Genomic DNA, 21,612 nt, shown 5'->3' with positions numbered 1-21,612 from the left:
GGACCGGATCCGGGCCGTGCGGGCTCGGTCGGGGTGGGTTCGGGTGGTGGGTGTGGTCGGGCCTCACTACCCCAGGATCCGCCGCAGCCACCGCAGCTGTGCCGCCCGGGCCGCCTGGGACAGGGCCGCCTGCGGGGCGAAGCCGTCGAAGCCGTGGAAGCCGCCCGGCCACACATGCAGTTCGGCCACGCCACCGGCCTGCCACAGGCGTGAGGCGTAGGCGACGACCTCGTCCCGGAAGGTCTCCGCGGAACCGACGTCCAGGAAGGCCGGCGGCAGCCCGGTCAGGTCCTCGGCCCGGGCCGGTGCCGCATAGGCGGGCACGTCCGGGCCGCCGCGCGCCTCGCCGAGCAGCGCCGTCCAGCCGGTCTCGTTGGACGTGCGGTCCCATATGCCGAGGCCCGCCATCTGGTACGACGACGGCGTGTCGTTGCGGTCGTCCAGCATCGGGCACTGCAGGAACTGCCCGATCGGCTGCGGGCCCTTGCGGTCACGGGTGAGCAGAGCCAGCGCCGCGCACAGCCCGCCGCCCGCGCTGGCTCCGGCGATGACGATCCGCTCCGGGTCCCCGGTGATCTCGTCGGCGTGCTCCGCCGTCCACAGCAGACCCGCGTACACGTCCTCGACCGGCGCGGGATGCGGATGCTCCGGCGCCAGCCGGTACTCGACGGACACCACGACCGCGTCCAGCTCACGGGCCCAGGCCAGCGGTCCGTCCACGCCGACCCGGTTGGTGCCGAGGACCATGCCGCCGCCGTGGACGTAGTAGATGACCGGACGCGGGCCCGCGGCCGGCTCGGCGGCCGGACGGCAGATCAGCAGCGAGATGTCCGGGGCTCCCTCCGGCCCCGGCACGGCCCGGTCCTCGACCTCGAAGAACCCGCCGTCGGTCAGGTCCAGCTCTCCCAGCAGCTGGATTCCCGGGCCGGTCCGCACCGCCTCGATCTCCTCCGAGGTGAGACTGGGCGAGATCATGTCCTTGATCGCCTCCAGCGCGGCGGCGAGCTCGGGGTCGAACGGGGGCGGCACCTGAGTCATGGCTTCTCCTCACTCACGCCGTCGCGCGGCGGCTCCTGCAGTCATGATCCGCGCACGGCACGGTTCGGGAGCGCCGCCGTACGGCGGAACCTGCCCGCCGTACGGCGGGTGGCACGGCGCACCGGGCCGCCTTGACTTCGAGAGCGCTCCAAGTTCTACCGTCACCGGAGTCGGTGACGGTCCGCACGGACGGAGACGAACATGCGCGTGGGCGTGCACATCAACCGGTTCGACCATGCCGGGGGCGGGCCCGTGCTCGGCGCCGAACTCGCCGCGGCGGGGGCCGCGGCCGAGGCGGCGGGCGTGAGCTGGCTGTCCGTGATGGACCACTACTTCCAGATGGAGTTCAACGACCGGGCCGAGGACCCCATGCTGGAGGCCTACACCACCCTGGGCTACCTCGCCGGCCGCACCTCCACGGTCCGGCTGGGCGCGCTGGTGACCGGAGTGACGTACCGCCACCCGGGACTCCTCGCGAAGATCGCCACCACGCTCGACGTGCTGTCCGGCGGCCGGGCCACCCTCGGTATCGGCGCGGCCTGGTACGACCGCGAGCACCAGGGGCTCGGCGTGCCGTACCCCTCGACCGCCGAGCGTTTCGAACGGCTGGAGGAGACGCTGCGGATCTGCCTCCAGATGTGGGACCCGGAGGCGAACGGCCCCTTCGAGGGCAAGCACTACCGGCTCGCCGAGACCCTGTGCGTCCCGGCGCCGGTCAGCTCGCCGCACCCGGAGATCATGATCGGTGGCGGCGGCGAGCAGAAGACGCTGCGACTGGTCGCCCGGTACGCGGACGCCTGCAACCTGATCGTCTCCTCACCCGAGCAGCTCAGGCACAAGTTCGACGTGCTGCGCCGCCACTGCGACACCGAGGGGCGCGACTACGACGCGATCCGCAAGACCATCGTCCACACCGGTGAGGCCGCCACCCACGGCGACCTCGACGCCTTCACCCGGGACATCACGGGCTACACCAAGCTCGGCATCGACACGGTCATCCTCGGCCCGCGCACGGGCGAACCGGCCGCGTGGATCGAGGACTTCGCTGCCCCGGCCGTTCAGCGGCTGGCCGCGCTCGACTGAGCGAGCGTCCCGTCCGGCTCGGGTGGTCGTGCCGCGCGTGGGCTCGCAGGGCGTGGTCTGCGGGGTGGCTGGCCGGGCTTGGCTGAGGGGGCGGCCTGTCGGGCTCGGGTGGTCGTGCCGCGCGTGGGCTCGCGGGGTTCGGTGTGTGTGGGTGGCTGTTGGGCTCGGCTGGGCGAGAAGCCCAGTTGCCCGTCCGGCTCGGGTAGCCGTGCCGCTCACCGGCTCGCAGGGGTCGGCTCCGCGGGGGCGGCGGGGCGGCTGCGGGAGACGATTCGCATGCCGTGGTCGTCGATGACCCGGACCTGGAGCGAGCCGCAGCCGCAGCGGGTCCACACCGTTCCGCCGGCCGCGGTGACGTGCCGGGAGACGACCTGGAAGGGCTCGGCGCCGTCGGGCCAGCCGCAGTGCGGGCAGACGGTGCCGGTCGTGCTGGTCATGGGAACTCCTTGGACGTCATGGCTGGTTGGCCGTCGCGACACAGCCAGGGTGCAGCGCGGCCTCCGTACACGTCCAGGTTGACTTTGTGGACTTCACCTTGAAGCGTGGACTTCATGATTGACCTGCGCCGACTGCACGTCCTCAGGGCCGTCGCCCACTACGGCACGGTCACCGCGGCCGCCCACGCCCTGCACTTCACGCCGTCCGCCGCCTCCCAGCAGATCCGGCAGCTGGCCCGCGATCTGGGCGTCGACCTCCTCGAACCGCAGGGCCGCGGGGTACGCCTCACACCGGCCGCGGAGAGCCTGCTCGCGCACGCCGATGCGATCCAGGCCCGCTGGGACCAGGCCGAACTGGACCTCCGGGCCGGCCAGGGCGAACCCGCGGGGCTCTTGCGCGCGTGCGGATTCCCGCTGGCCGTCGCGGTGTTGCTGGCGCCCATGGCGGCGCGGCTGCGCGGACGCCATCCGCGTCTGGACGTACGGGTCCAGGAGGCGGTGGTGCCGGAGAGCTTCAATTTGCTCTTCGAGGGGGAGAGCGATCTGGCGGTCGTCGAGGCCACCGTGGTCAATCCGCCCTTGAGCGACGCCCGCTTCGACCAACAGCCGCTGCTGGACGACCCGTTCGACCTCGTGGTGCCCGAGGGGCATCCCCTGGCCGGGCGAGGCCGGATCGACCTGGCGGAGGCGGCACACGAGTCCTGGATCGCTCCCGTGCCGGACAGCCCCTGCCGACCGCATGTGCTGTCGGCGTGCGGGGCGGCCGGGTTCACTCCGGATGTCGTGCACCAGGCGATGGACTGGAACGGGATGGCCCATCTCGTCGCGCACGGGCTCGGCGTCGCGCTGATCCCACGGCTGGCGCAGCTGATGCCGCATCTGCCCGTCACCCGGGTGCCGTGCGCGGCCGACCCGCACCGCAAGCTCCTCACCTGCACGCGCCGCGGCGGCCACGAGCGCCCCGCGGTCGCGGCCGCGCTGGCGGAACTGCGCGAGCTGGCACCCGGCGCGGTGGCCTGACCCGCACCGGGCCGGAGCTCTCGGGGGCTGCTGTCCGGCGCATCGGACGAGGCGAGAACCACCGTGCGCCAAGTCTCCAACCGTGTGCCCAGTCGCCAACCGTGTGCCCAGTCGCCAAGCGTGTGGCCAGTCGCCAAGCGTCTGCTCATTCTCAGCGACACCCCGCGACACCCCGCGACACGCCGCGACACGCCGCGACACCCCGCGACACCCCGCGACACCCCGCGATACCCGCGACACCCGCGACACCGGGGCAGCGTGCCGCGTCGCTGAGGCTCAGCCGTCAGTTGGCGAGCACCGGCCGACTTCGCCGGCAGCATCCCACCCGCGCCCACGGCCCCCGTGGGCGCGGGGCGTCGCTCACGCCGCCGAGGTCTCGCCGGCGTGCCCGTGCAGCCGGGCGATGACCTCGGCGAGGTCCGCGGCGACCTCGGCGTCGTCGGCCGGGTGCGTCTCGGCGAAGCGGGTCAGGGAACCGGGGATGGACAGCTTGACGTCGTCCAGCACCTTGCCGCCGGCGATGCCCACGGACTTGCGGGTCTCGTCCTGCGCCCACACGCCGCCGTACTGGCCGAAGGCGGTGCCGATCACGGCGACCGGCTTGCCGCCGAAGGCGCCGGCGCCGTACGGGCGGGACAGCCAGTCGATGGCGTTCTTCAGGACGGCCGGGACGGAGCCGTTGTACTCGGGCGAGAAGAACAGGAACCCGTCGGAGGCCTGCGCGGCCTCGCGCAGCTTGGCGGCCGGGGCCGGGACGCTGCCCTCGATGTCGAGGTCCTCGTTGTAGAAGGGGATCTCGGCCAGGCCCTCGAACAAGTGGACTTCCGCGCCCTCCGGGGCCAGCTTGACGGCTGCCTCGGCGAGCTGACGGTTGTGCGAGCCGGCGCGAAGACTGCCGACGAGCGCCAGGATACGAACAGACATGCGAACTCCAGAGTGCTGAAACAGTGCCGCAAATGATCCGGACCATGGTCCGTTGAATGTTGTATCAGCATAACCGGACCGCGGTCCAGTTTCTTCCCGATGCTTTACGCTGTCTTCATGTCCGCCTCTCTGCCACCCTTCCCGCAGCCTCAAGTACCTTCAGGCGAAGCCGAGTTGCTGCAGCTCGGCAGCGCCGGGGACGCGCCGTGCCTGCGCGCCGACGCGGCCCGCAACCGGGCCCGGCTGCTGGAGGCCGCCGCGGAGCTGATCGCCGAGCACGGTGTGGCCGGGGTCACGATGGAGGCCGTGGCCGCGGCGGCCAAGGTGGGCAAGGGCACGGTCTTCCGCCGGTTCGGCGACCGCACCGGCCTGCTGATGGCGCTGCTCGACCATTCGTCACGGAAGCTGCAGGCCGACTTCCTCGGCGGGCCGCCGCCCCTGGGACCGGGGGCACCGCCGGTCGAGCGGCTGCGGGCGTTCGGCCTGGCCGTGCTCTACCGCTCGGCCGAGCAGCTGGAACTGCACCTGGCCTCTCAGTCGGAACCTGCCCGCCGGTACTCGGCCCCGCCGCACCGGGCGCTGCGCATGCACGTGGTGATCCTGCTGCGGCAGATCGTGCCCAACGCCGACTGCGAGATACTCGCCCAGACCCTGCTGGGCTACCTCGACCCCTCCGCGATCCACTATCTGACCAAGCAGTGCGGGATGCCGTTGGAGCGGCTGGCGACGGGCTGGGTCGACCTGGTCGCCCGCGTCACGGGTACCGAGCCGCCCAACTGAGCCTTTTCGTGGCAACACTTCGTACAATCGTCATCCATCCGATCCCGCCCGCACCCCCGGCTCTGCTCTCTGCCAAGATGCGGTACGTCATGGTGCAGATACCGAAAACGCCCGCCCCCTCGGCGACGCCCGCCCAGCGCTCCGTGCCCACGAGCGCCGATGTGGCCCGCCTGGCCGGCGTCTCGCGTGCGACCGTCTCCTACGTCCTCAACAACACCAGCGCCGTCCGGATCAGCGAGCCGACCCGTCGCCGGGTCCACGAGGCGGCGAAGGAACTCGGGTACGTGCCGCACGCCGCCGCCCGCAGCCTGCGCGCCGGGCACAGCCGGCTGGTCCTGATGCCCGCCCCGACCATCCCGGTCGGCCCGCTCTACAGCCAGTTCATCAACGAACTCCAGTGGGCACTCAGCCGGCTCGACTACACGGTCGTCCAGTACGGCACCGTAGGCCTGCAAGGCGACGAAGCCGCCCGCGCCTGGGCGGAGTTGCGGCCCGTCGCCGTCCTCGTCCCGGGCACCCGGCTCGGCCCGCAGGGCGTCACGGTGCTGAAGGGTTCCGGGGCCCGGGCCGTCGTCACCCTCGGCCCCGAAACCGTCGACGGCGCCCACGCCCTGCTCATGGACCACGAGACCGTCGGCCACTGTGCCGCCACCCATCTGTACGACCGGGGCCGGCGCCGGATCGGTGTCGTCCTACCCGATGAGCCCGGCATGGAGACCTTCTCCACGCCCCGTCTCACAGGCGTACGCCGCGCCCTGCACGGCACCGACGCGACCGTCACCGAACTGCGCCTCGCGTACGAGGAGTCGGCGGGCGCCCGGCTCGCCGCGCGCTGGCGGGACCTCGACCTGGACGCCGTGTTCGCGTACAACGACGAGTACGCGATGCTGCTGATGCGCGCGCTGCAGGACGAGGGGGTCGACATTCCCGGGGACACGGCGATCATCGGAGCCGACGACCTGATGCTCGGACGGCTGCTGCGGCCCCGGCTGAGCACGGTCCACATCGAGCTGCCGTCCGGCCGTGACCTCGCCGAACTCGTCGACCGCGCCGTGCGCGACGCGGACGCCGCGCCTGAGCGGCACACCGTGCTCGGCGCCACGGCGGTGCACCGGGAATCCAGCTGAACTCCAGGAGAGGCGCACCATGCGCACGACGGTAGGCATCATCGGCGGCGGCCCCGCCGGACTGCTCCTCGCCCGCCTGCTGCACCGGGCGGGGATCGACTGCGTCCTGCTGGAGAGCAGGACCAGGGACTACGTCGAACAGCGCCAGCGCGCCGGAAGCTGGAGCAGGGCACGGTCGACGCCCTGCGGGAGGCCGGCGCCGCCGACCGCCTCGACGCCGAGGGGCTGGTCCACCAGGGCATCGAACTGCGCTTCGACCGGGAACGGCACCACATCGACTTCCCGGCCCTGACCGGCGGCCGTACCGTCACGATCTACGCCCAGACGGAGCTCGTGAAAGACCTCGTCGCGCTGCAACTGGCCGAGGGGCCACCGTTGTTGTTCGAGGCTGAGGTGCTCGCCGTGGAGAAGCCGGAGAGCGAGGCGCCCGTCGTACGGTTCCGGCACGAGGGCCGCGAGCAGGCGCTGGACTGCGACTGGGTGGTCGGCTGCGACGGCTCCCACGGCATCGCCCGGGACAGCTTCCCGGCCGCGACCAGCCGGACGTACACGCACGACTACCCGTACTCATGGCTCGGGATCCTCGCCGAAGTCCCGCCCTCCTGCGACGAGTTGATCTACGCGCGGGGCGATCGCGGCTTCGCCCTGCACAGCATGCGCTCACCGAGCGTCTCCCGGCTGTATCTGCAGGTCCCGAACGGCACCGACCCCGACGACTGGCCGGACGACCGCATCTGGGACGAACTCGCCGCCCGCTTCGCCATCGACGCCGACTGGACCCTGAGCCGCGGCCCGATCACCGCCAAGTCCGTGACACCGATGCGGAGTCACCTCCACGAACCGATGCGCCACGGACGGCTGCTGCTCGCCGGGGACGCCGCCCACATCGTGCCGCCCACCGGGGCCAAGGGCCTCAACCTGGCCGTGTCCGACGTACGCGTCCTCGCCCGCGCCTTCAGCGAACTGCACCGCACGGGAGCCGAGCAACTCCTCGACAGATACTCGCAGTTGTGCCTCGCCCGGGTCTGGCAGGCGACCCGTTTCTCCTACGACATGACGCGGATGCTGCACGTACGCCCGGACGGGGACGCCTTCGACGACCGGCTCCAGCGGGCCCGCCTGCGCCGGATCACCGCATCCCGCCACGCGGCCGCCGAACTGGCCGCCAACTACACGGGACTGCCGCTGACGCTGTAGGGGGCGCAGGCGGGACAACTCAGAACAGGCCCTCGGGCACTGTGCGCCACGCCGCCGCGCACACGGCGACGTGGTCATGGCATCAGGCCCGCGCTCACGCCCCGTTCTGCTCGGCGCCCGCCTGCTGCTCCGCGACGGCCTTGCGGACCTCGTCCATGTCGAGCTTCCTGGCCTGTCCGATGACGTCGGTCAGCGCGGCCTCGGGCAGGGCGCCGGGCTGCGCGAAGACGGCGACCCGGTCCCGGACGATCATCAGCGTCGGAATCGACCGGATGTTGAACGCGGCGGCCAGCTCCGGCTGCGCCTCCGTGTCGACCTTGCCGAACACCAGGTCGGGGTTGTCCTGGGCGGCCTGCTCGTAGACCGGGGCGAACTGACGGCACGGCCCGCACCAGGACGCCCAGAAGTCGATCAGGACGAAGTCGTTGTCCGTGACCGTCTGGTCGAAGTTCTCCTTGGTGAGCTCCACAGTGCTGCTCATGGCGTGATGTCCCTCTTCCTGATGTCGGGGCGAAGCCGTCCGCACAACACGTCCGACCCGTTGCGTATTCCGCGCACGTACCCGTGTGGCCACAGCGCACACCACCCTCCAGACTGACCCCATGACGGAAACGGATTCCAACGTGTACGACGTAGTGGTGCTCGGAGCCGGGCCCGTGGGGGAGAACGTCGCCGACCGCACCCGCGCGGCCGGCCTTGCCACCGCGGTCGTGGAGAGCGAGCTGGTCGGCGGCGAATGCTCGTACTGGGCGTGCATGCCCAGCAAGGCGCTGCTGCGCCCGGTCATCGCCCAGGCCGACGCCCGCCGCCTCGCCGGTCTGCGGCAGTCGGTGCAGGGCCCCCTCGACACGGCGGCGGTCCTCGCCCGGCGCGACGGCTTCACCTCCCACTGGAAGGACGACGGCCAGGTCCAGTGGATCGACGGCATCGGCGCCGGCCTCTACCGCGGCCACGGGCGCCTGACCGGCCCCCGCGAGGTCACCGTGACCGGCCCGGACGGCGAACGGCACGTCCTGACCGCACGGCACGCCGTCGCCGTCGCCACCGGCAGCAGCGCCGTCGTGCCCGATCTGCCCGGGCTCGCCGACGTCAGGCCCTGGACCAGTCGCGAGGCCACCAGCGCGAAGGCCGCGCCCGGCCGGCTGATCGTGGTGGGCGGCGGCGTCGTCGCCACCGAGATGGCCGCCGCCTGGCAGGCCCTCGGCTCGCAGGTCACGCTCCTCGTCCGCGGCAAGGGCCTGCTGGGCCGCATGGAGCCCTTCGCCGGCGAACTGGTCGGCGACGGTCTCACGGAAGCGGGGGTGGACGTCCGCACCGGCACCTCGCTCGCCTCGGTGACCCGGGAGAACGGCACGGTCGTGGCCGTGACCGAGACCGGCGACCGGGTCGAGGGCGACGAGATCCTCTTCGCCACCGGGCGCGCTCCGCGCACCGACGACATCGGCCTGGACACGGTCGGTCTGGAGCCGGGCTCCTGGCTGCCGGTCGACGACAGCCTGCGCGTCACCGGCAGCGACTGGCTCTACGCGGTCGGAGACGTCAACCACCGCGCCCTCCTCACCCACCAGGGCAAGTACCAGGCCCGGATCGCGGGCGCCGCCATCGCCGCCCGCGCCTTTGGCGTACCGCTCCTGGAGTCGGACCCGTGGGGCGCCCACGCCGCCACCGCCGACCACGCGGCCGTACCCCAGGTCGTGTTCACCGACCCGGAGGCGGCGGCCGTAGGACTCTCCCTCGCCGAGGCGGAACAGGCGGGCCACCGCGTCCGCGCCGTGGACGTCGAGCTGTCCTCGGTGGCCGGCGCGGGCCTCTACGCCGACGGCTACCGCGGCCGCGCCCGCATGGTCGTCGACCTGGAACGCGAGATCCTCCTCGGCGTCACCTTCGTCGGCCCCGGCGTCGGCGAACTGATCCACTCGGCCACGATCGCGGTCGCCGGACAGGTCCCGATCGGCCGCCTGTGGCACGCGGTGCCGTCCTACCCGACCATCAGCGAGGTCTGGCTGCGCCTGCTGGAGGCCTACCGGGACAACTGACTCACTCCCTCGCCAGCCGGAACCCCAGCGCAGCCGCCGCCGCATCCGGCGTCGGCTGCGCCCAGCGCTCGGCCGTCGCCCGGCTGGAGGAGAGCGAGCGCAGCTCCGCGCGGTCGAGATACAGCGTGCCGTCGAGGTGGTCCGTCTCGTGCTGCACGATCCGCGCGGGCCAGCCGCTGAGGACCTCGTCCAGGGGACGGCCGTACTCGTCCTCGCCCGTCAGCCGTACCGCGGTGTGCCGTGCCACCACCGCCTGCCAGCCGGGCACACCGAGGCAGCCCTCGAAGAACGCGGCCCGGTCGGGGCCGACGGTTTCGTACGACGGATTGACCAGCACCCGGAACGGCTGCGGCACCCGCCCGCGTGCCGTCCGTACCTCTTCGGGAACCGGTGCCGGGTCCTCCATGACCGCGATCCGCAGCTCCACCCCTACCTGCGGGGCCGCCAGACCCACGCCCGGTGCCGCGTGCATCGTGCTGCGCAGCGCCGCGACGAAGCGGGCCAGGAGCGCGGAGTCAAGCTGTCCGTCGAAGGGCTCGGCCGCGTGCCGCAGTACCGGGTCGCCCGCCTCGACGATGGTCAGCGGCCCTTCGGCGGCGAGGAGTTCCTCGACGGACTCGGCAAGGGGCGCGCGATCGCGGGGAGATGCCATCGCGCCAGAATGCCACGGCACCACGACCACCGGCTCGCAGTCATGTGGCGTACGTCACTCCGGGCGCCGGGAACTCGGCGGCATCTTCCCCCGACTACTGGACCGCCAGAGCAGAGAAACGTCCCGAGCCCCGGAGAAGCCGCCGATGTCCATCGCTCCCTCGACCTCCACGGACGAGGCCCCGAAAGCCGCCCCGGCGCCGTCCGCCAGCAGATGGGCCCCGCTCCGCCCCCTGATCCTGCGTCTGCACTTCTACGCGGGCCTCGTCGTCGCGCCGTTCCTGCTCGTCGCCGCCACCACCGGGCTGCTCTACGCCGCCTCGTTCCAGGCCGAGAAGATCGTGTACGCGGATGAGATGACCGTCCCGGTCGGCGACACCAAGCTGCCGATCTCCGAGCAGGTGGCCGCCGCCCGCGAGGCGCATCCCGAGGGCACGGTCTCGGCGGTACGCCCCTCCCCGGAGGACGACGCGAGCACCCGGGTGCTGCTGTCCGGCGTCGAGGGCGTCGACGACGCCTATACGCTCGCCGTGTTCGTCGACCCGTACACGGCCGAGGTGCGTGGCGCCCTCGAACAGTACGGCTCGACCGGCGCGCTGCCCCTGCGTACCTGGATCGACGAGTTCCACCGGGACCTGCACCTCGGTGAGAACGGCCGTCTCTACAGCGAGTTCGCCGCGAGCTGGCTGTGGGTGATCGCGGGCGGCGGCGTGGTGCTGTGGCTGTCCCGCCGCCGGGCCCTGCGCAAGGTACGGGGCACCAGCGGGCGGCGCCGCACACTGGGCCTGCACGGGACCGTGGGCGTCTGGGCCGCGATCGGGTTCTTCTTCCTGTCGGCCACCGGCCTGACCTGGTCGGCATACGCCGGCGCCAACATCGACGAGCTGCGGACCTCGCTCGGCCACTCCACACCGTCGGTCTCGGCTTCCGCGGGCGGTGACCACGACGGCCACGGTGCCGCCTCCGGCTCCGGCGGAAGCGCCGAGCACGGTGTCGGCCTCGACGACATCCTGGCCGCCGCGCGTTCCGAAGGGCTCGGCGACCCGGTCGAGATCGTCCCGCCCGCCGACGAGTCGTCCGCGTACGTCGTCAAGCAGGTGCAGCGCAGCTGGCCGGAGAAGCAGGACTCGGTCGCGATCGACCCGGCCACCGGCGAGGTCACCGACGTGCTGCGGTTCGACGACTACCCGCTGCTCGCGAAGCTGACCCGCTGGGGCATCGATCTGCACACCGGAGTCCTCTTCGGCCTGGTCAACCAGATCGCCCTGATGCTCCTCGCGCTCAGCCTGATCGTGCTGATCCTGCTGGGCTACCGCATGTGGTGGCAGCGCGGACGCGGCTCCGCCTTCGGCCGGCCGATCCCGCGCGGCGCCTGGCAGCAGGTGCCGCCGCAGATCCTCGTCCCGCTGGTCGCCGTGATCGCCGTCGTCGGCTACTTCGTGCCGCTGCTCGGCATTCCGCTGGCCGCGTTCATCGTGGTGGACGTCGTGCTCGGGGAGGCCGCCCACCGGCGGAGACGACGGACGCCGGGCAACGCGAAGGCATGAACCCGGGCGTCGTAGTACGTCGTGTCCACCCGTGACCTCCTTGCCTCGTCCGGCGCCGTCGACGCGGCACGGTGGGTCCATGTTCCAGTGCTGGGTCAGGGGGCCATGGCGGCCAGTTCGGCGTTGGCCCGCTCGGTGATGAGGGTCAGGACCCGTCCGGCGGTGGCCAGTTCCTCCGCCGGGATACCGGCGTAGATCCGGGCGGTGATGGGGGCGGTCCCGGCCGAGGTCCGGGCGTACAGCTCCCGGCCGGCGTCCGTGATCCGTACCCGGGACGGCTCCTGAGGCGCCAGCAGGTCCGCGGCGAGCAGTTCATCGACCACGGAGTGGGCCTCCGACGGCTCGATCTTCAGCGCGCCGACGACTCCGTCGACGAGGCGGTCCCGCTCGACCGGTCCGCCGTCCATGGCTGCGAGCCGGAGGGTGACGGACTGCTGGAACGTGGCGCCGTGACGGGTCAGCACGCGTTCGAGGAGCGCGCGGGCGGCGTAGTGGGCCAGAGCTATGACACGGGGGTCGACCGGGGGAGTGGTGGTGGTCATGACTGCTCCTTGTCGGACTCAGTGTTCGTTGTCGGACTCACTGTCCATGGCGAACGGGTCAAGAGGTGCGTCGAGCAAAATCGCCAGATCGCGGGTGAACTCCCGGGTGCGCGGGCTGTCGAGGCCGCCGAGCGGCTCCAGCATCTGCCGCAGCAGGCGGTGGACGACCTTGATCGCCTGCCGGGTCCGCTCACGGCCCTGCTCGGTCAGGGCCAGTTGCACCGCGCGCGGGTCGCGGGGATCCCGGGTGCGTTCGAGCAGTCCGGCCGTTTCGAGGGTTCGCGCCAGTTTGGAGACATACAGCGGCTCAAGACCGGTGTGGTCGGCGAGGCGCCGCTGGCTGGGGCGCTCGCCGCTGCGCTGCATGCCGTACAACGAGGCCATCAGCGAGTACTGCGCGTGCGTCAGTCCCAGCGGGGTCATCGCGCGATCGACCGCGACCCGCCACTTCGTGGACAGCCGCCAGACCAGGAAACCGGGCGTCGCGCCCTCGGAAGCCGTGCTCATGAGAATAGAGTACATGGATACTATAGCCATGGCTACTATTTTCGGATGTGACCGGCCTGCGTCGGACTGACGCGGGGACTTCCGCGGAGCTAGGTTGGGCGCCATGAGCAATCTTGATCGCGAGGCGGTTCCCGCTCTGTGCGGCGGCCGCGGCTTCGTCGTGGCGGAGCCCGTGCGGGAACTTCTCAGCCCTCGCCACGTCAAGCTCGGCGAGTCCACCGAGGTCCGCCGCCTGCTGCCCAATCTGGGCCGCCGTATGGTCGGCGCCTGGTGCTTCGTCGATCACTACGGCCCCGACGACATCGCCGACGAGCCCGGTATGCAGGTTCCGCCGCACCCGCACATGGGCCTGCAGACGGTGAGCTGGCTGCATGAGGGCGAGGTGCTGCACCGCGACTCGACGGGCAGCCTGCAGACCATCCGCCCGCGCGAACTGGGCCTGATGACCTCGGGCCGCGCGATCAGCCACTCCGAGGAGAGTCCCCGCTCACACGCCCGCTTCCTGCACGGCGCCCAGCTGTGGGTCGCCCTCCCCGACGGTCGCCGTCACACCGAACCGCACTTCGAGCACCACGGCGAGTTGCCCGTCGTCACGGCGCCCGGCCTCAGGGTCACGATGATCCTCGGCGAGCTCGACGGCGCCGCCTCACCCGGCACGACGTACACCCCGATCGTCGGCGCCGACCTGGCCCTCGCCGGCGGTGCGGACGTACGCCTGCCGCTGGAGCCGGACTTCGAGTACGCCGTGCTGTCGATGTCCGGCGAAGCGCTGGTGGACGGGGTGCCGGTGCTGCCCGGCTCGATGCTCTATCTCGGCTGCGGTCGCGCCGAACTGCCACTGCGCGCCGTGTCGGACGCCGGGCTGATGCTGCTCGGCGGCGAGCCGTTCGAGGAGGAGCTGATCATGTGGTGGAACTTCATCGGACGCACCCAGGCCGAGATCGAACAGGCCCGCCAGGACTGGATGACCGGCTCGCGTTTCGGTGCGGTGAAGGGTTACGACGGTGATCCGCTCCCGGCGCCGGAACTGCCGCCGGTCCCGCTGAAGCCGCGGGGCAGGGTGCGCCGACCGGCCTGACCGTTCTCGGCCGACCCGGCTGTCTCACAGGAATCAGCAAGGCCTGACGGAACAATTGACGCACCGTCATCACGCCTCTACCTTCTGATCGATTCACCGAACTGCGTTCGAAATACCGGAAATCGGTGACCTCTTGGAGGGTAGATGAGCAGCAGTGCCCAGCCCGGACCCCGCCCCTCGCGCCGTCAGTTCCTCGGCATGGCCGCAACCGTGCCGCTGGCCGTGACCGGCACGCTGGCCCTCGGCGCGGGAACGGCCCACGCGGCCGACTCGGCGTACGTCATGTGCTACTTCACCGAGTCCACGACCATGCTGGAGGCCAACTACGGCCTGCATCTGGCCGTCAGCACCGACGGCCTGCAGTGGATGCCGCTGAACCAGAACAACCCCGTGGTCACACCGACCGCCGGTGCGGGCGGGCTGCGCGACCCGTTCATCCTGCGCAAGCAGGACGGCACGTTCGTCGTGCTGGCGACGGACCTCAGCGGCACCGACTGGTCCCGCAACAGCGTGTACATCCACGTCTGGGACTCGGCCGACCTGCGTACCTTCACCGGCTACCGGCTGCTGAAGCTGCACGACATGACGAACACGCACAGTTGGGCCCCGGAGGCCTTCTGGGACGCCGGGCGCGGCCGGTACGGGATCCTCTACTCGTCGGTGAACAGCAGCGGCCACAACGTGATCATGGTCAGCTACACCACCGACTTCCGGACGACCGAGAACCCTCAGGTGTTCTTCGACCCCGGCTACGACATCATCGACGGGAACCTGACCGTGGGCGTGAACGGGGTCAACTACCTGTACTACAAGCGGAACGAGACCCTCGTCGGCGCCAGATCCACCTCGCTCGACCCGGGCAGCTTCACGGTCTTCAGCACGCCCGCCGCGCAGGGCGGCACCGAGGCCCCCACCGTCGTGAAGTCCCTGACGTCCGACACCTGGTACCTCTGGGGCGACACCTACACGCCGAACGGCGTCTTCTACGCCTGGCAGACCACGAACCTCGCGGCCGGCACCTGGACCGCGCTCGACCAGCGTCGGTACACCCAGCCGCTCAACTCCAAGCACTGCGGCATACAGCCGATCACCTCGGCCCAGTACAGCGATCTGGTGTCGGCCTGGGGCGCCCCCGCCTGGAACCGGCTGAAGTCGTACAACTATCCGGCCCGCTACATCCGGCACAGCGGTTTCGTGGGCCGGATCGACGCATACCCCTTCGACCCGTATCCCGACTCGCAGTGGCGGCTCGTGCCGGGTCTCGCCGACTCGGCGGGCGTCTCCTTCCAGTCGGTCAACTACCCGTCCCGCCATCTGCGCCACTACAGCTACAACCTGAGGCTGGACGAGAACGACGGCACGTCCACGTTCGCCGCCGACGCCACCTTCTACCGGACCGCGGGGCTCGCCGACTCCTCCTGGTCGTCGTTCCGCTCGTACAACAACCCGACCCGGTACATCAGGCACTCCGACTACGCCCTGCGCATCGACCCCGTCTCGACCACCACGGAACAGCAGGACGCCACGTTCTACGTCGGCTACTGAGGGGTTCGCCGTCGGACGCCGCATATCTGGACTACCAGTACAGAGGCTGGACTGCTAGTCTAAAGACTGTGAAGCGAAGAAGTCTGGATGCGGAGCGGGACGCGATCGTCGCCGCGCTGAGGCCCGTGGTCGACGGGCTCGCGGCGACCTTCGGCCCCATGTGCGAGGTGGTGCTCCACGACTACCGGCGCCCGGAGAAGTCGGTGGTCGCCGTGGCCGGTTCGGTGACCGGACGTGCCGTGGGCGGGGCGATGAGCGAGATCGGCATGCGCGTCCTCGCCCGCGGCGACGCGGCACGCGACGAGCTGAACTACGTGACCCGCACCGAGGCCGGCAAGATGGTCAAGGCGTCGACGATGGTGCTGCGGGACTCGACCGGCGAGGTCTTCGGCGCCCTGTGCGTCAACCTGGACGTCACCGCCGTACAGGATGCCCAGGCGCTGCTCGGCGCGCTCGCCGGAATCGGCCCTGACGCCGGCGAGGTGCCCGTGATCACGTTCGGCAATGACATCGACTCCGTCGTCGACGCCATCCTCGACGCCCACCAGCTCCGGCAGAACCGCAGCTGGGCCGGGCTCGACCGGGCCCAGCGCCTGGAGCTGTTCCGCAGCCTGGACGAACGCGGCGTGTTCGCCGTCCGGCGTGCCATCGAGCAGGTCGCCGCCCGGCTCGGCATCTCGCGGGCCTCCGCCTACAACTACCTCTCCCAGGCCCGGACCACGGCCGAGCACGAGGCCGTACGGACCGGGCCCGAGGCCGTACGGACCGGGCCCGAGGCCGCCCCGACCCCCGATGGAGGACACGCGTGACGACCACGCCCCCGCCGGTCACCCTCGGCGCCGTCCGTGATGCCGCCGCCCGGCTCAAGGGCGTCGCGCACCGCACCCCGGTGCTGCGCTCACGCACCCTGGACGCACTCGTCGGCGCCGAGGTGTTCCTCAAGTGCGAGAACTTCCAGCGCGTGGGCGCCTTCAAGTTCCGCGGTGCCTACAACGCGGCGTCCCGGCTGGCGCCGGAGCAGCTCGCCCGGGGCATCGCCGCCTACTCCTCCGGCAACCACGCCCAGGCCGTCGCCCTGGCCGCCCGCGAACTCGGCACCACCGCCGTGATCCTCATGCCCGAGGACGCCCCGCGCTCCAAGACCGACGCCACCGCCGGATACGGCGCCGAGATCGTGACGTACGACCGCTACACCGGCGACCGCATCGCGCTCGGTGAGGCCATGGCCGCCGAGCGGGGCCTCGCCCTCATCCCGCCGTACGAACATCCGCACGTCATCGCGGGGCAGGGCACCGCCGCCCTCGAACTGCTCGAAGAAGTGGGGGAGCTGGACGCACTGGTCACGCCGGTCGGCGGCGGAGGGCTCATGGCCGGCAGCGCCACGGCCGCCAAGGGCCTGTACCCGGGGATCCGGATGATCGGCGTCGAGCCGGAGGCCGGGGACGACACCAAGCGCTCGCTGGAGGCGGGCCGGCGCATCACCATCCCGGTACCCCGCACCATCGCCGACGGACAGGCCCTGCACACCCCCGGCGAACTCACCTTCTCCGTGAACCGGCGGCTGGTCGACGGGATCGCCCTGGTCAGCGACGACGAGATCAGGGATGCGATGCGGTTCGCCTTCGAGCGGCTGAAGATCGTCGTGGAACCCAGCGGCGCCACCCCGCTGGCGGCCCTGCTCACCGGCCGGGCGGGCGCGCTGCCGCACCGGGTCGGTGTGATCATCTCCGGCGGCAATGTGGACGCCGGGCGGTTTGCCGAACTCTGCGGAAACCGGATCTGACGGGCGCTCCCCGAATGGCGGCGCCGGATGGGCGGGCGGACCATGGAGTGGTAGGGGGCCGGCCGCCTGACGGCGATGCCCAGGGCCGCCAGGGAGACCGGCCCAGGCCGTGATGAACCGCGGCCGGAAGGGAGTTACGTCATGGTGTTGGAAGTGAAGACCCTCGAAAAGCCGGATGAGCGCCGTGATTTCCCGCGGGGCCACCTCGAAGCCGTCCACATGACGGATCTCGACTTCGCCGTGGCGACCTTCGAGCCCGGCTGGCGCTGGTCCGAATCCGTAGCCTCGATCGCGGGCACCGAGAGCTGCCAGATGCACCACAACTGCTACATGCTCCAAGGCCGCATGCACATTCGCATGGACGACGGCGGCGAACAGGAAGTCGGCCCCGGCGACGTCTTCGTCGCCTCGCCGGGACATGACGCCTGGGTCGTGGGCGACGAGCAGGTCATCGTCTACGACTTCCAGGGGCAGACGGCGAGGGAGTACGCGAAGCAGGAGTGACGTCGGCCGGTCCGCGCGGCCCGTCACACCGTGATGACGACCTTCGCGCGCGCGTGCTCCACCTCCAGGTACCGGATCGCCTCCGGTATCTCGGCGAACGGATAGGTGCGGTCGACGACCGGGAGGACCTTTCCGGACTCGGCCAGTTCGCCCAGAACCGTCAGATGCTCCGTGGTGACCACCGCCGGGAGTTCGAGCACGCGCTGCCGGACGAATCTGCCGACCGCCCGCCCCTGGAAGAAGAGACTCATCGGCCCGAAGAAGGTGCCCCCGTTGTAGGTCCCGCCGCCGGACAGCACCAGCGTGCCGGTCGGGGTGAGTACGCTCCGGAACTCGCCCAGCGACTTGTTGCCCACCAGATCGAGCACCACGTCGTACCGGCGTCCGCTGCGGGTGAAGTCCTCCTGGCTGTAGTCGACGACATGGTCCGCGCCCAGCGAGCGGACCATGTCCGTGTTGCGGGTCCGGCACACCGCGGTGACGTCCAGGCCGTACACCTTCGCGAGCTGCACCGCGAAGGTGCCGACGCCGCCGGACGCGCCGTTGATCAGGATCGTCTGCCCGGACCGCACGCCGGCCACGTCACGCAGGCCGATGAGCGCGGTGCACCCCGCCACCGGTATCGCGGCGGCCTGCTCGAAGCTGAGGCCGGGCGGTTTCGGGGCCACCGCCGCGGCGCGGGGGCACGCGTACTCGGCGAAGGTTCCGTCGGTCTCGCCGAACACCTCGTCACCCGGGTGCAGCCCCTTCACCTCGCTGCCGACGGCCTCCACCCGGCCCGCGAAGTCATTGCCGCGGATCTTCACCTTGGGTCCGCGCAACCCCATGGAGATGCGCATCAGTTTCGGGTCGCCGTGCATGAGGTGCCAGTCCTTGGCGTTGACGGACGCCGCGTGCACCCGCACGAGCACCTGGTCGGGCTTCGGCACCGGCTGGTCGACTTCCCTGATCTCCAGCTCGTCCGCCGAGCAGTACCGGTCCTGGATCACAGCTTTCATGGAACCCCCTCTGTGTACCTCTGAGCCTAGAAGAGCGGGATCTGCTCAGGAATGAGGAGCAAGCCCCAGTTCTCCCGGAGAAGTGCCCCCTAGGGGTCCGGGAGAGAACGGAGCGGGGCACGAGCAGGCGTGAGTCATCGAGCGCGACGGCGGCGGCCACATCCTCAGTGTGCCGACACGGATATGACGGCCCGGACCGATGAACCGAAGGCCACGCCCGGGAGCGTGGCGGCGCAGGGCCCTCGACGGCATCGAGGCCGGAGCGTGCGAGGTGCTGGCGGACGACGTCTCGCGGCAGGTCAAGGCGGGGCTGTCTGCGGATCTCGGGGTGCTCCGTCCGCAGCTCACCGCCTGATCACACCGGCAGCAGGCGGGCGATCAGGTCGCCGAGCTGCCGGGCGTTGCGGCACTCGTGCATCGCCACGAGAGCGGCGTACTCGGGTGCGGCCGAGTCTCCGGTGCCCCACAGGGTGCGCGGCTCGGGGTTCAACCAGTGGACGCGGCAGGCACGTTCGGCGACATCGCGCACGGCGGGCAGGTTCGGGTCGCTCATGTTGGTGCGGGCGTCGCCGAGCGTGCCGTGCTCAGGCCGCGAGCCCCACCGCCTCGACGGCCGGAGCACGCAGCACCCGCCTGGTCGTGGCCAGGCTGGTCCCCATCGTCACCGCCGCCGCGATCGCGACGACCGCGAGCCAGATGCCGAAAAACTGGCCCGGCATCACCTCGTCCGAGCGCACGACGGTGAACGGGACGATGCCCGCCAGCGCCGCCACCGTGCCGAAGAAGACACCGGTCGCCGTCAGGACCAGCCCCTCGGCGCCCACCACACCGAGCACCTGACCCGGAGTCGCCCCGGCCAGCCGCTGCTGCCCGAACTCGCGGGCCCGGTACGTCGTCGCCGCGTACAGCGAGTTGACCAGCATCACGCAGACGAACGCCACGATGATGCCGACGACCGTGAAGTTCAGCGTCTGAAGGGTCTTGGCGTCGATGTCCTTGACGATCCCCAGCTTCTCGACCGTGTCGCTCTCCACCGCCTGCATGGTGAGCGTCGCCGTGGACACCGCCGTGAACAGGATCAGCGACATCAGGATCCCGGCGAGCTGATCCGCCCGCTCACGCAGGTTGCGCACGGCCAGCCAGCCACTCGGCCCCGACAGCGACAGCCGGTCCAGCAGCGTCTTCAGCAGCCGCGTCGCCAGCAGCGCGAAACCCACCGACAGCAGGATCGCGCCGTACGCCGGAGCCGCCATCAGCGCCTCGTCCGACGCCGACATCGCGAAGGTGGAGGTCACCGTCACGGCGCCGACGACCAGAGCGGCGTACGCGGAGAACGCCCGTGCCCGATCCCGCAGTTGGCGCCGGTGCGTGGCCCGTCGTACGGCGAGGAACGCGGCGCCCGCCGCCGCGAACAGCGTGATGGCGATGCCCGACATCAGCGCGATCGGCCCGAAGGAGTGGTCGACGGAGTCGGCGACCTGGCCGCTGTCCTGGAACACGTCCAGCAGCAGCTGACCACCCAGCATCGCCGGGCCGATCGCCAGCGCCGCGCCCACCAGCGCCACCGCCACGGCCTCACCGACGACCATCCGCTTGATCTGCGCCCAAGTCGCCCCCGAGCAGCGCAGCAGCTCCAGCTCGGCCGCCCGTCGGCGGACGTTGACCGTGAGCGTCGAGGCGATGGCGAAGAACACCAGCAGGGTGCCGTAGCCGCCGACGACGCCCGCCGAGAGGCTCAGCGTCTCGGAGCCGGCCGAGTCGATGCCGGGCTGCCCGGCGGTGTCGTGCATCGAGTTGAACGTCATGATGACCGCCGCGCCCAGGAAGGCGGACAGCAAGGTCGCGAGGAAACGTCCGGGCCGATGCCGGATCGACCGCAAGGCCAGTACAAGCATCGCTCACACCGCCTTCAGGGCGTCGTCGCCCACGTGGGCCAGCCGCTCGGCGACCGCGTCGGGCGTCGGCGCGTCCATCCGTCCGGCCAGCCGGCCGTCCGCCAGGAACAGCACCGAGTCGGCGTACGAGGCGGCGACCGGGTCGTGCGTCACCATCACCACGGTCCGGCCGTGCACCCGCACCGTCTGCTGGAGCAGCCGCAGCACATCCCGTGCGCTGCGCGTGTCCAGGGCGCCCGTCGGCTCGTCCGCGAAGACCACCCGCGGTTCGGTGACCAGCGCACGGGCGATCGCCACCCGCTGCTGCTGACCGCCGGACAACTGGCCGGGACGGTGTTCGAGCCGGTCCCCGAGCCCCACGGAGGTCAGGACCTCCCGGGCCTGACCCCGGTCGACGCGCTGCCCGGCGAGCCTCAGCGGCAGCACCGTGTTCTGCGCGACCGTCAGCGTCTCCAGCAGGTTGTACTGCTGGAACACGAACCCGATCCGACGCCGCCGGAACTTCGTCAGTTCCGCCTCTGTGCCACCCGTCATCTCCGCGCCGTCGACCAGCACGATGCCGCTGTCGGGCCGGTCCAGGCCGGCCGCGCACTGCAGCAACGTCGTCTTGCCCGAGCCCGACGGCCCCATCACGGCGGTGAAGGTCCCCCGCCCGAGGCTGAGCGTGACCCCGTCCAGGGCGGTCACGGCGCTGTCGTCAAAGCCGTAGGTCTTGGTGACCTCGACAAGCCGCAGCGCCTCGGCGGCGGGTCCCTCGTCGTGCGTACGTCGCGAGCCTGTGCGAAACATCGCGTCATCACCCTCCGTCCGGCACGTCCTGTGCCACGCCCACGACGCTACGGAGACGGGGACCCGATGACATGGGGCGCAGAACCCGTATCGGAGGGTGTACTTGGCGACACCCCGTACGGGTCGCCGGA

The 21,612-nt window shown here is 71.2% G+C and carries 21 protein-coding genes and 3 pseudogenes; 13 read left to right on the top strand and 11 right to left on the bottom strand.

Annotated features, from left to right (window positions below):
- Positions 1-66 precede the first annotated feature (66 nt).
- The gene (locus tag GFH49_RS03365; RefSeq protein ID WP_155054224.1) at positions 67-1,038 is read right to left on the bottom strand and encodes an alpha/beta hydrolase; all 972 of its coding nucleotides are present in this window, start codon (positions 1,036-1,038) and stop codon (positions 67-69) included.
- A 201-nt stretch (positions 1,039-1,239) separates the two neighbouring features.
- Here GFH49_RS03365 and GFH49_RS03360 point away from each other — a divergent pair, with 201 nt between their 5' ends.
- A complete protein-coding gene (locus tag GFH49_RS03360) occupies positions 1,240-2,121 on the top strand; it encodes an LLM class F420-dependent oxidoreductase (protein WP_155054223.1) in 882 nt (293 codons plus the stop codon).
- Between the two features lie 215 nt (positions 2,122-2,336).
- On the opposite strand, the gene GFH49_RS03355 is transcribed toward GFH49_RS03360, so the two are convergent.
- Positions 2,337-2,558 carry a hypothetical protein gene (locus GFH49_RS03355; protein WP_155054222.1) on the bottom strand — a complete coding sequence of 74 codons (222 nt, stop codon included), beginning with the start codon at positions 2,556-2,558 and terminating at the stop codon, positions 2,337-2,339.
- A 114-nt stretch (positions 2,559-2,672) separates the two neighbouring features.
- Between GFH49_RS03355 and GFH49_RS03350 the strand changes: the two genes are divergently transcribed.
- The gene (locus GFH49_RS03350) at positions 2,673-3,578 is read left to right on the top strand and encodes a LysR family transcriptional regulator (RefSeq protein ID WP_155054312.1); all 906 of its coding nucleotides are present in this window, start codon (positions 2,673-2,675) and stop codon (positions 3,576-3,578) included.
- Between the two features lie 360 nt (positions 3,579-3,938).
- Here GFH49_RS03350 and GFH49_RS03345 read toward each other — a convergent pair whose 3' ends face one another.
- Positions 3,939-4,502: an NAD(P)H-dependent oxidoreductase gene (locus GFH49_RS03345; RefSeq protein WP_155054221.1), complete on the bottom strand. Its 564-nt coding sequence runs from the start codon at positions 4,500-4,502 to the stop codon at positions 3,939-3,941.
- Positions 4,503-4,601: 99 nt separating this feature from the next.
- On the opposite strand from GFH49_RS03345, the gene GFH49_RS03340 reads away from it, so the two are divergent.
- From GFH49_RS03340 to GFH49_RS03330, 3 genes and pseudogenes are all read left to right on the top strand, one after another.
- Positions 4,602-5,282, top strand: a complete 681-nt coding sequence (locus GFH49_RS03340; RefSeq protein ID WP_196217833.1) for a TetR/AcrR family transcriptional regulator — start codon at positions 4,602-4,604, stop codon at positions 5,280-5,282.
- A gap of 89 nt (positions 5,283-5,371) precedes the next feature.
- The gene (locus GFH49_RS03335) at positions 5,372-6,409 is read left to right on the top strand and encodes a LacI family DNA-binding transcriptional regulator (protein ID WP_155054220.1); all 1,038 of its coding nucleotides are present in this window, start codon (positions 5,372-5,374) and stop codon (positions 6,407-6,409) included.
- 19 nt (positions 6,410-6,428) lie between these two features.
- A pseudogene (locus GFH49_RS03330) lies at positions 6,429-7,606 on the top strand (4-hydroxybenzoate 3-monooxygenase).
- Positions 7,607-7,700: 94 nt separating this feature from the next.
- Here the strand turns inward: GFH49_RS03330 and trxA are convergent.
- On the bottom strand, positions 7,701-8,087 hold the full coding sequence (gene trxA, locus GFH49_RS03325) for a thioredoxin (RefSeq protein ID WP_155054219.1): 387 nt from the start codon (positions 8,085-8,087) through the stop codon (positions 7,701-7,703).
- A gap of 121 nt (positions 8,088-8,208) precedes the next feature.
- On the opposite strand from trxA, the gene GFH49_RS03320 reads away from it, so the two are divergent.
- Positions 8,209-9,642, top strand: coding sequence for a dihydrolipoyl dehydrogenase family protein (locus tag GFH49_RS03320; protein WP_155054218.1), 1,434 nt, complete (start codon positions 8,209-8,211; stop codon positions 9,640-9,642).
- A 1-nt stretch (position 9,643) separates the two neighbouring features.
- Here GFH49_RS03320 and GFH49_RS03315 read toward each other — a convergent pair whose 3' ends face one another.
- Positions 9,644-10,294, bottom strand: coding sequence for a peptide deformylase (locus tag GFH49_RS03315; RefSeq protein ID WP_155054217.1), 651 nt, complete (start codon positions 10,292-10,294; stop codon positions 9,644-9,646).
- A 145-nt stretch (positions 10,295-10,439) separates the two neighbouring features.
- On the opposite strand from GFH49_RS03315, the gene GFH49_RS03310 reads away from it, so the two are divergent.
- On the top strand, positions 10,440-11,840 hold the full coding sequence (locus GFH49_RS03310; RefSeq protein ID WP_155054216.1) for a PepSY-associated TM helix domain-containing protein: 1,401 nt from the start codon (positions 10,440-10,442) through the stop codon (positions 11,838-11,840).
- A 95-nt stretch (positions 11,841-11,935) separates the two neighbouring features.
- Here the strand turns inward: GFH49_RS03310 and GFH49_RS03305 are convergent, their stop codons facing one another.
- The gene (locus GFH49_RS03305; protein ID WP_155054215.1) at positions 11,936-12,382 is read right to left on the bottom strand and encodes a winged helix DNA-binding protein; all 447 of its coding nucleotides are present in this window, start codon (positions 12,380-12,382) and stop codon (positions 11,936-11,938) included.
- 18 nt (positions 12,383-12,400) lie between these two features.
- Positions 12,401-12,889 (bottom strand): MarR family winged helix-turn-helix transcriptional regulator, encoded by a 489-nt coding sequence (locus GFH49_RS03300; protein WP_155054214.1) that lies wholly within the window; start codon positions 12,887-12,889, stop codon positions 12,401-12,403.
- 103 nt (positions 12,890-12,992) lie between these two features.
- Between GFH49_RS03300 and GFH49_RS03295 the strand changes: the two genes are divergently transcribed.
- The 5 genes from GFH49_RS03295 (at position 12,993) to GFH49_RS03275 (ending at position 17,799) form a co-directional block, all read left to right on the top strand.
- Positions 12,993-13,967 (top strand): pirin family protein, encoded by a 975-nt coding sequence (locus GFH49_RS03295; protein ID WP_155054213.1) that lies wholly within the window; start codon positions 12,993-12,995, stop codon positions 13,965-13,967.
- Positions 13,968-14,111: 144 nt separating this feature from the next.
- Entirely contained in the window at positions 14,112-15,512 is a 1,401-nt protein-coding gene (locus GFH49_RS03290) for a glycoside hydrolase family 43 protein (protein WP_155054212.1), read from the top strand.
- 68 nt (positions 15,513-15,580) lie between these two features.
- Positions 15,581-16,321 carry a helix-turn-helix transcriptional regulator gene (locus GFH49_RS03285; RefSeq protein ID WP_155054211.1) on the top strand — a complete coding sequence of 247 codons (741 nt, stop codon included), beginning with the start codon at positions 15,581-15,583 and terminating at the stop codon, positions 16,319-16,321.
- A complete protein-coding gene (locus GFH49_RS03280; RefSeq protein ID WP_155054210.1) occupies positions 16,318-17,295 on the top strand; it encodes a pyridoxal-phosphate dependent enzyme in 978 nt (325 codons plus the stop codon). Before GFH49_RS03285 ends, GFH49_RS03280 begins: the two co-directional genes overlap by 4 nt.
- 144 nt (positions 17,296-17,439) lie before the next feature.
- Entirely contained in the window at positions 17,440-17,799 is a 360-nt protein-coding gene (locus GFH49_RS03275) for a cupin domain-containing protein (protein ID WP_155054310.1), read from the top strand.
- A 23-nt stretch (positions 17,800-17,822) separates the two neighbouring features.
- On the opposite strand, the gene GFH49_RS03270 is transcribed toward GFH49_RS03275, so the two are convergent.
- Complete coding sequence (locus GFH49_RS03270) at positions 17,823-18,797, bottom strand: NAD(P)-dependent alcohol dehydrogenase (protein WP_155054209.1); 975 nt, start codon at positions 18,795-18,797, stop codon at positions 17,823-17,825.
- Between the two features lie 159 nt (positions 18,798-18,956).
- Here GFH49_RS03270 and GFH49_RS03265 point away from each other — a divergent pair.
- Positions 18,957-19,152 (top strand): annotated as a pseudogene (locus GFH49_RS03265) (short-chain dehydrogenase); the annotation flags it as partial.
- Here the strand turns inward: GFH49_RS03265 and GFH49_RS03260 are convergent.
- The 3 genes and pseudogenes from GFH49_RS03260 to GFH49_RS03250 all read right to left on the bottom strand — a co-directional run.
- Positions 19,153-19,374, bottom strand: a pseudogene (locus GFH49_RS03260) (VWA domain-containing protein); the annotation flags it as partial.
- A 7-nt stretch (positions 19,375-19,381) separates the two neighbouring features.
- The gene (locus GFH49_RS03255; RefSeq protein WP_155054208.1) at positions 19,382-20,692 is read right to left on the bottom strand and encodes an FtsX-like permease family protein; all 1,311 of its coding nucleotides are present in this window, start codon (positions 20,690-20,692) and stop codon (positions 19,382-19,384) included.
- A 3-nt stretch (positions 20,693-20,695) separates the two neighbouring features.
- A complete protein-coding gene (locus tag GFH49_RS03250) occupies positions 20,696-21,481 on the bottom strand; it encodes an ABC transporter ATP-binding protein (protein WP_155054207.1) in 786 nt (261 codons plus the stop codon).
- Positions 21,482-21,612: the final 131 nt, after the last annotated feature.

Source organism: Streptomyces blattellae (assembly GCF_009709555.1).
Lineage (GTDB): Bacteria > Actinomycetota > Actinomycetes > Streptomycetales > Streptomycetaceae > Streptomyces > Streptomyces blattellae.
Note: the sequence above shows the minus strand (reverse complement) of the source record. Positions and strands in the feature narration are given on the sequence as shown.

What these genes read in the sequence shown, in the direction of transcription:
- GFH49_RS03365 (WP_155054224.1), bottom strand. Translation starts at nt 1,038, where the DNA reads ATGACTCAGGTGCCGCCCCCGTTCGACCCCGAGCTCGCCGCCGCGCTG.
- GFH49_RS03360 (WP_155054223.1), top strand. Translation starts at nt 1,240, where the DNA reads ATGCGCGTGGGCGTGCACATCAACCGGTTCGACCATGCCGGGGGCGGG.
- GFH49_RS03355 (WP_155054222.1), bottom strand. Translation starts at nt 2,558, where the DNA reads ATGACCAGCACGACCGGCACCGTCTGCCCGCACTGCGGCTGGCCCGAC.
- GFH49_RS03350 (WP_155054312.1), top strand. Translation starts at nt 2,673, where the DNA reads ATGATTGACCTGCGCCGACTGCACGTCCTCAGGGCCGTCGCCCACTAC.
- GFH49_RS03345 (WP_155054221.1), bottom strand. Translation starts at nt 4,502, where the DNA reads ATGTCTGTTCGTATCCTGGCGCTCGTCGGCAGTCTTCGCGCCGGCTCG.
- GFH49_RS03340 (WP_196217833.1), top strand. Translation starts at nt 4,602, where the DNA reads ATGCTTTACGCTGTCTTCATGTCCGCCTCTCTGCCACCCTTCCCGCAG.
- GFH49_RS03335 (WP_155054220.1), top strand. Translation starts at nt 5,372, where the DNA reads ATGGTGCAGATACCGAAAACGCCCGCCCCCTCGGCGACGCCCGCCCAG.
- trxA (WP_155054219.1), bottom strand. Translation starts at nt 8,087, where the DNA reads ATGAGCAGCACTGTGGAGCTCACCAAGGAGAACTTCGACCAGACGGTC.
- GFH49_RS03320 (WP_155054218.1), top strand. Translation starts at nt 8,209, where the DNA reads ATGACGGAAACGGATTCCAACGTGTACGACGTAGTGGTGCTCGGAGCC.
- GFH49_RS03315 (WP_155054217.1), bottom strand. Translation starts at nt 10,294, where the DNA reads ATGGCATCTCCCCGCGATCGCGCGCCCCTTGCCGAGTCCGTCGAGGAA.
- GFH49_RS03310 (WP_155054216.1), top strand. Translation starts at nt 10,440, where the DNA reads ATGTCCATCGCTCCCTCGACCTCCACGGACGAGGCCCCGAAAGCCGCC.
- GFH49_RS03305 (WP_155054215.1), bottom strand. Translation starts at nt 12,382, where the DNA reads ATGACCACCACCACTCCCCCGGTCGACCCCCGTGTCATAGCTCTGGCC.
- GFH49_RS03300 (WP_155054214.1), bottom strand. Translation starts at nt 12,889, where the DNA reads ATGAGCACGGCTTCCGAGGGCGCGACGCCCGGTTTCCTGGTCTGGCGG.
- GFH49_RS03295 (WP_155054213.1), top strand. Translation starts at nt 12,993, where the DNA reads ATGAGCAATCTTGATCGCGAGGCGGTTCCCGCTCTGTGCGGCGGCCGC.
- GFH49_RS03290 (WP_155054212.1), top strand. Translation starts at nt 14,112, where the DNA reads ATGAGCAGCAGTGCCCAGCCCGGACCCCGCCCCTCGCGCCGTCAGTTC.
- GFH49_RS03270 (WP_155054209.1), bottom strand. Translation starts at nt 18,797, where the DNA reads ATGAAAGCTGTGATCCAGGACCGGTACTGCTCGGCGGACGAGCTGGAG.
- GFH49_RS03255 (WP_155054208.1), bottom strand. Translation starts at nt 20,692, where the DNA reads ATGCTTGTACTGGCCTTGCGGTCGATCCGGCATCGGCCCGGACGTTTC.
- GFH49_RS03250 (WP_155054207.1), bottom strand. Translation starts at nt 21,481, where the DNA reads ATGTTTCGCACAGGCTCGCGACGTACGCACGACGAGGGACCCGCCGCC.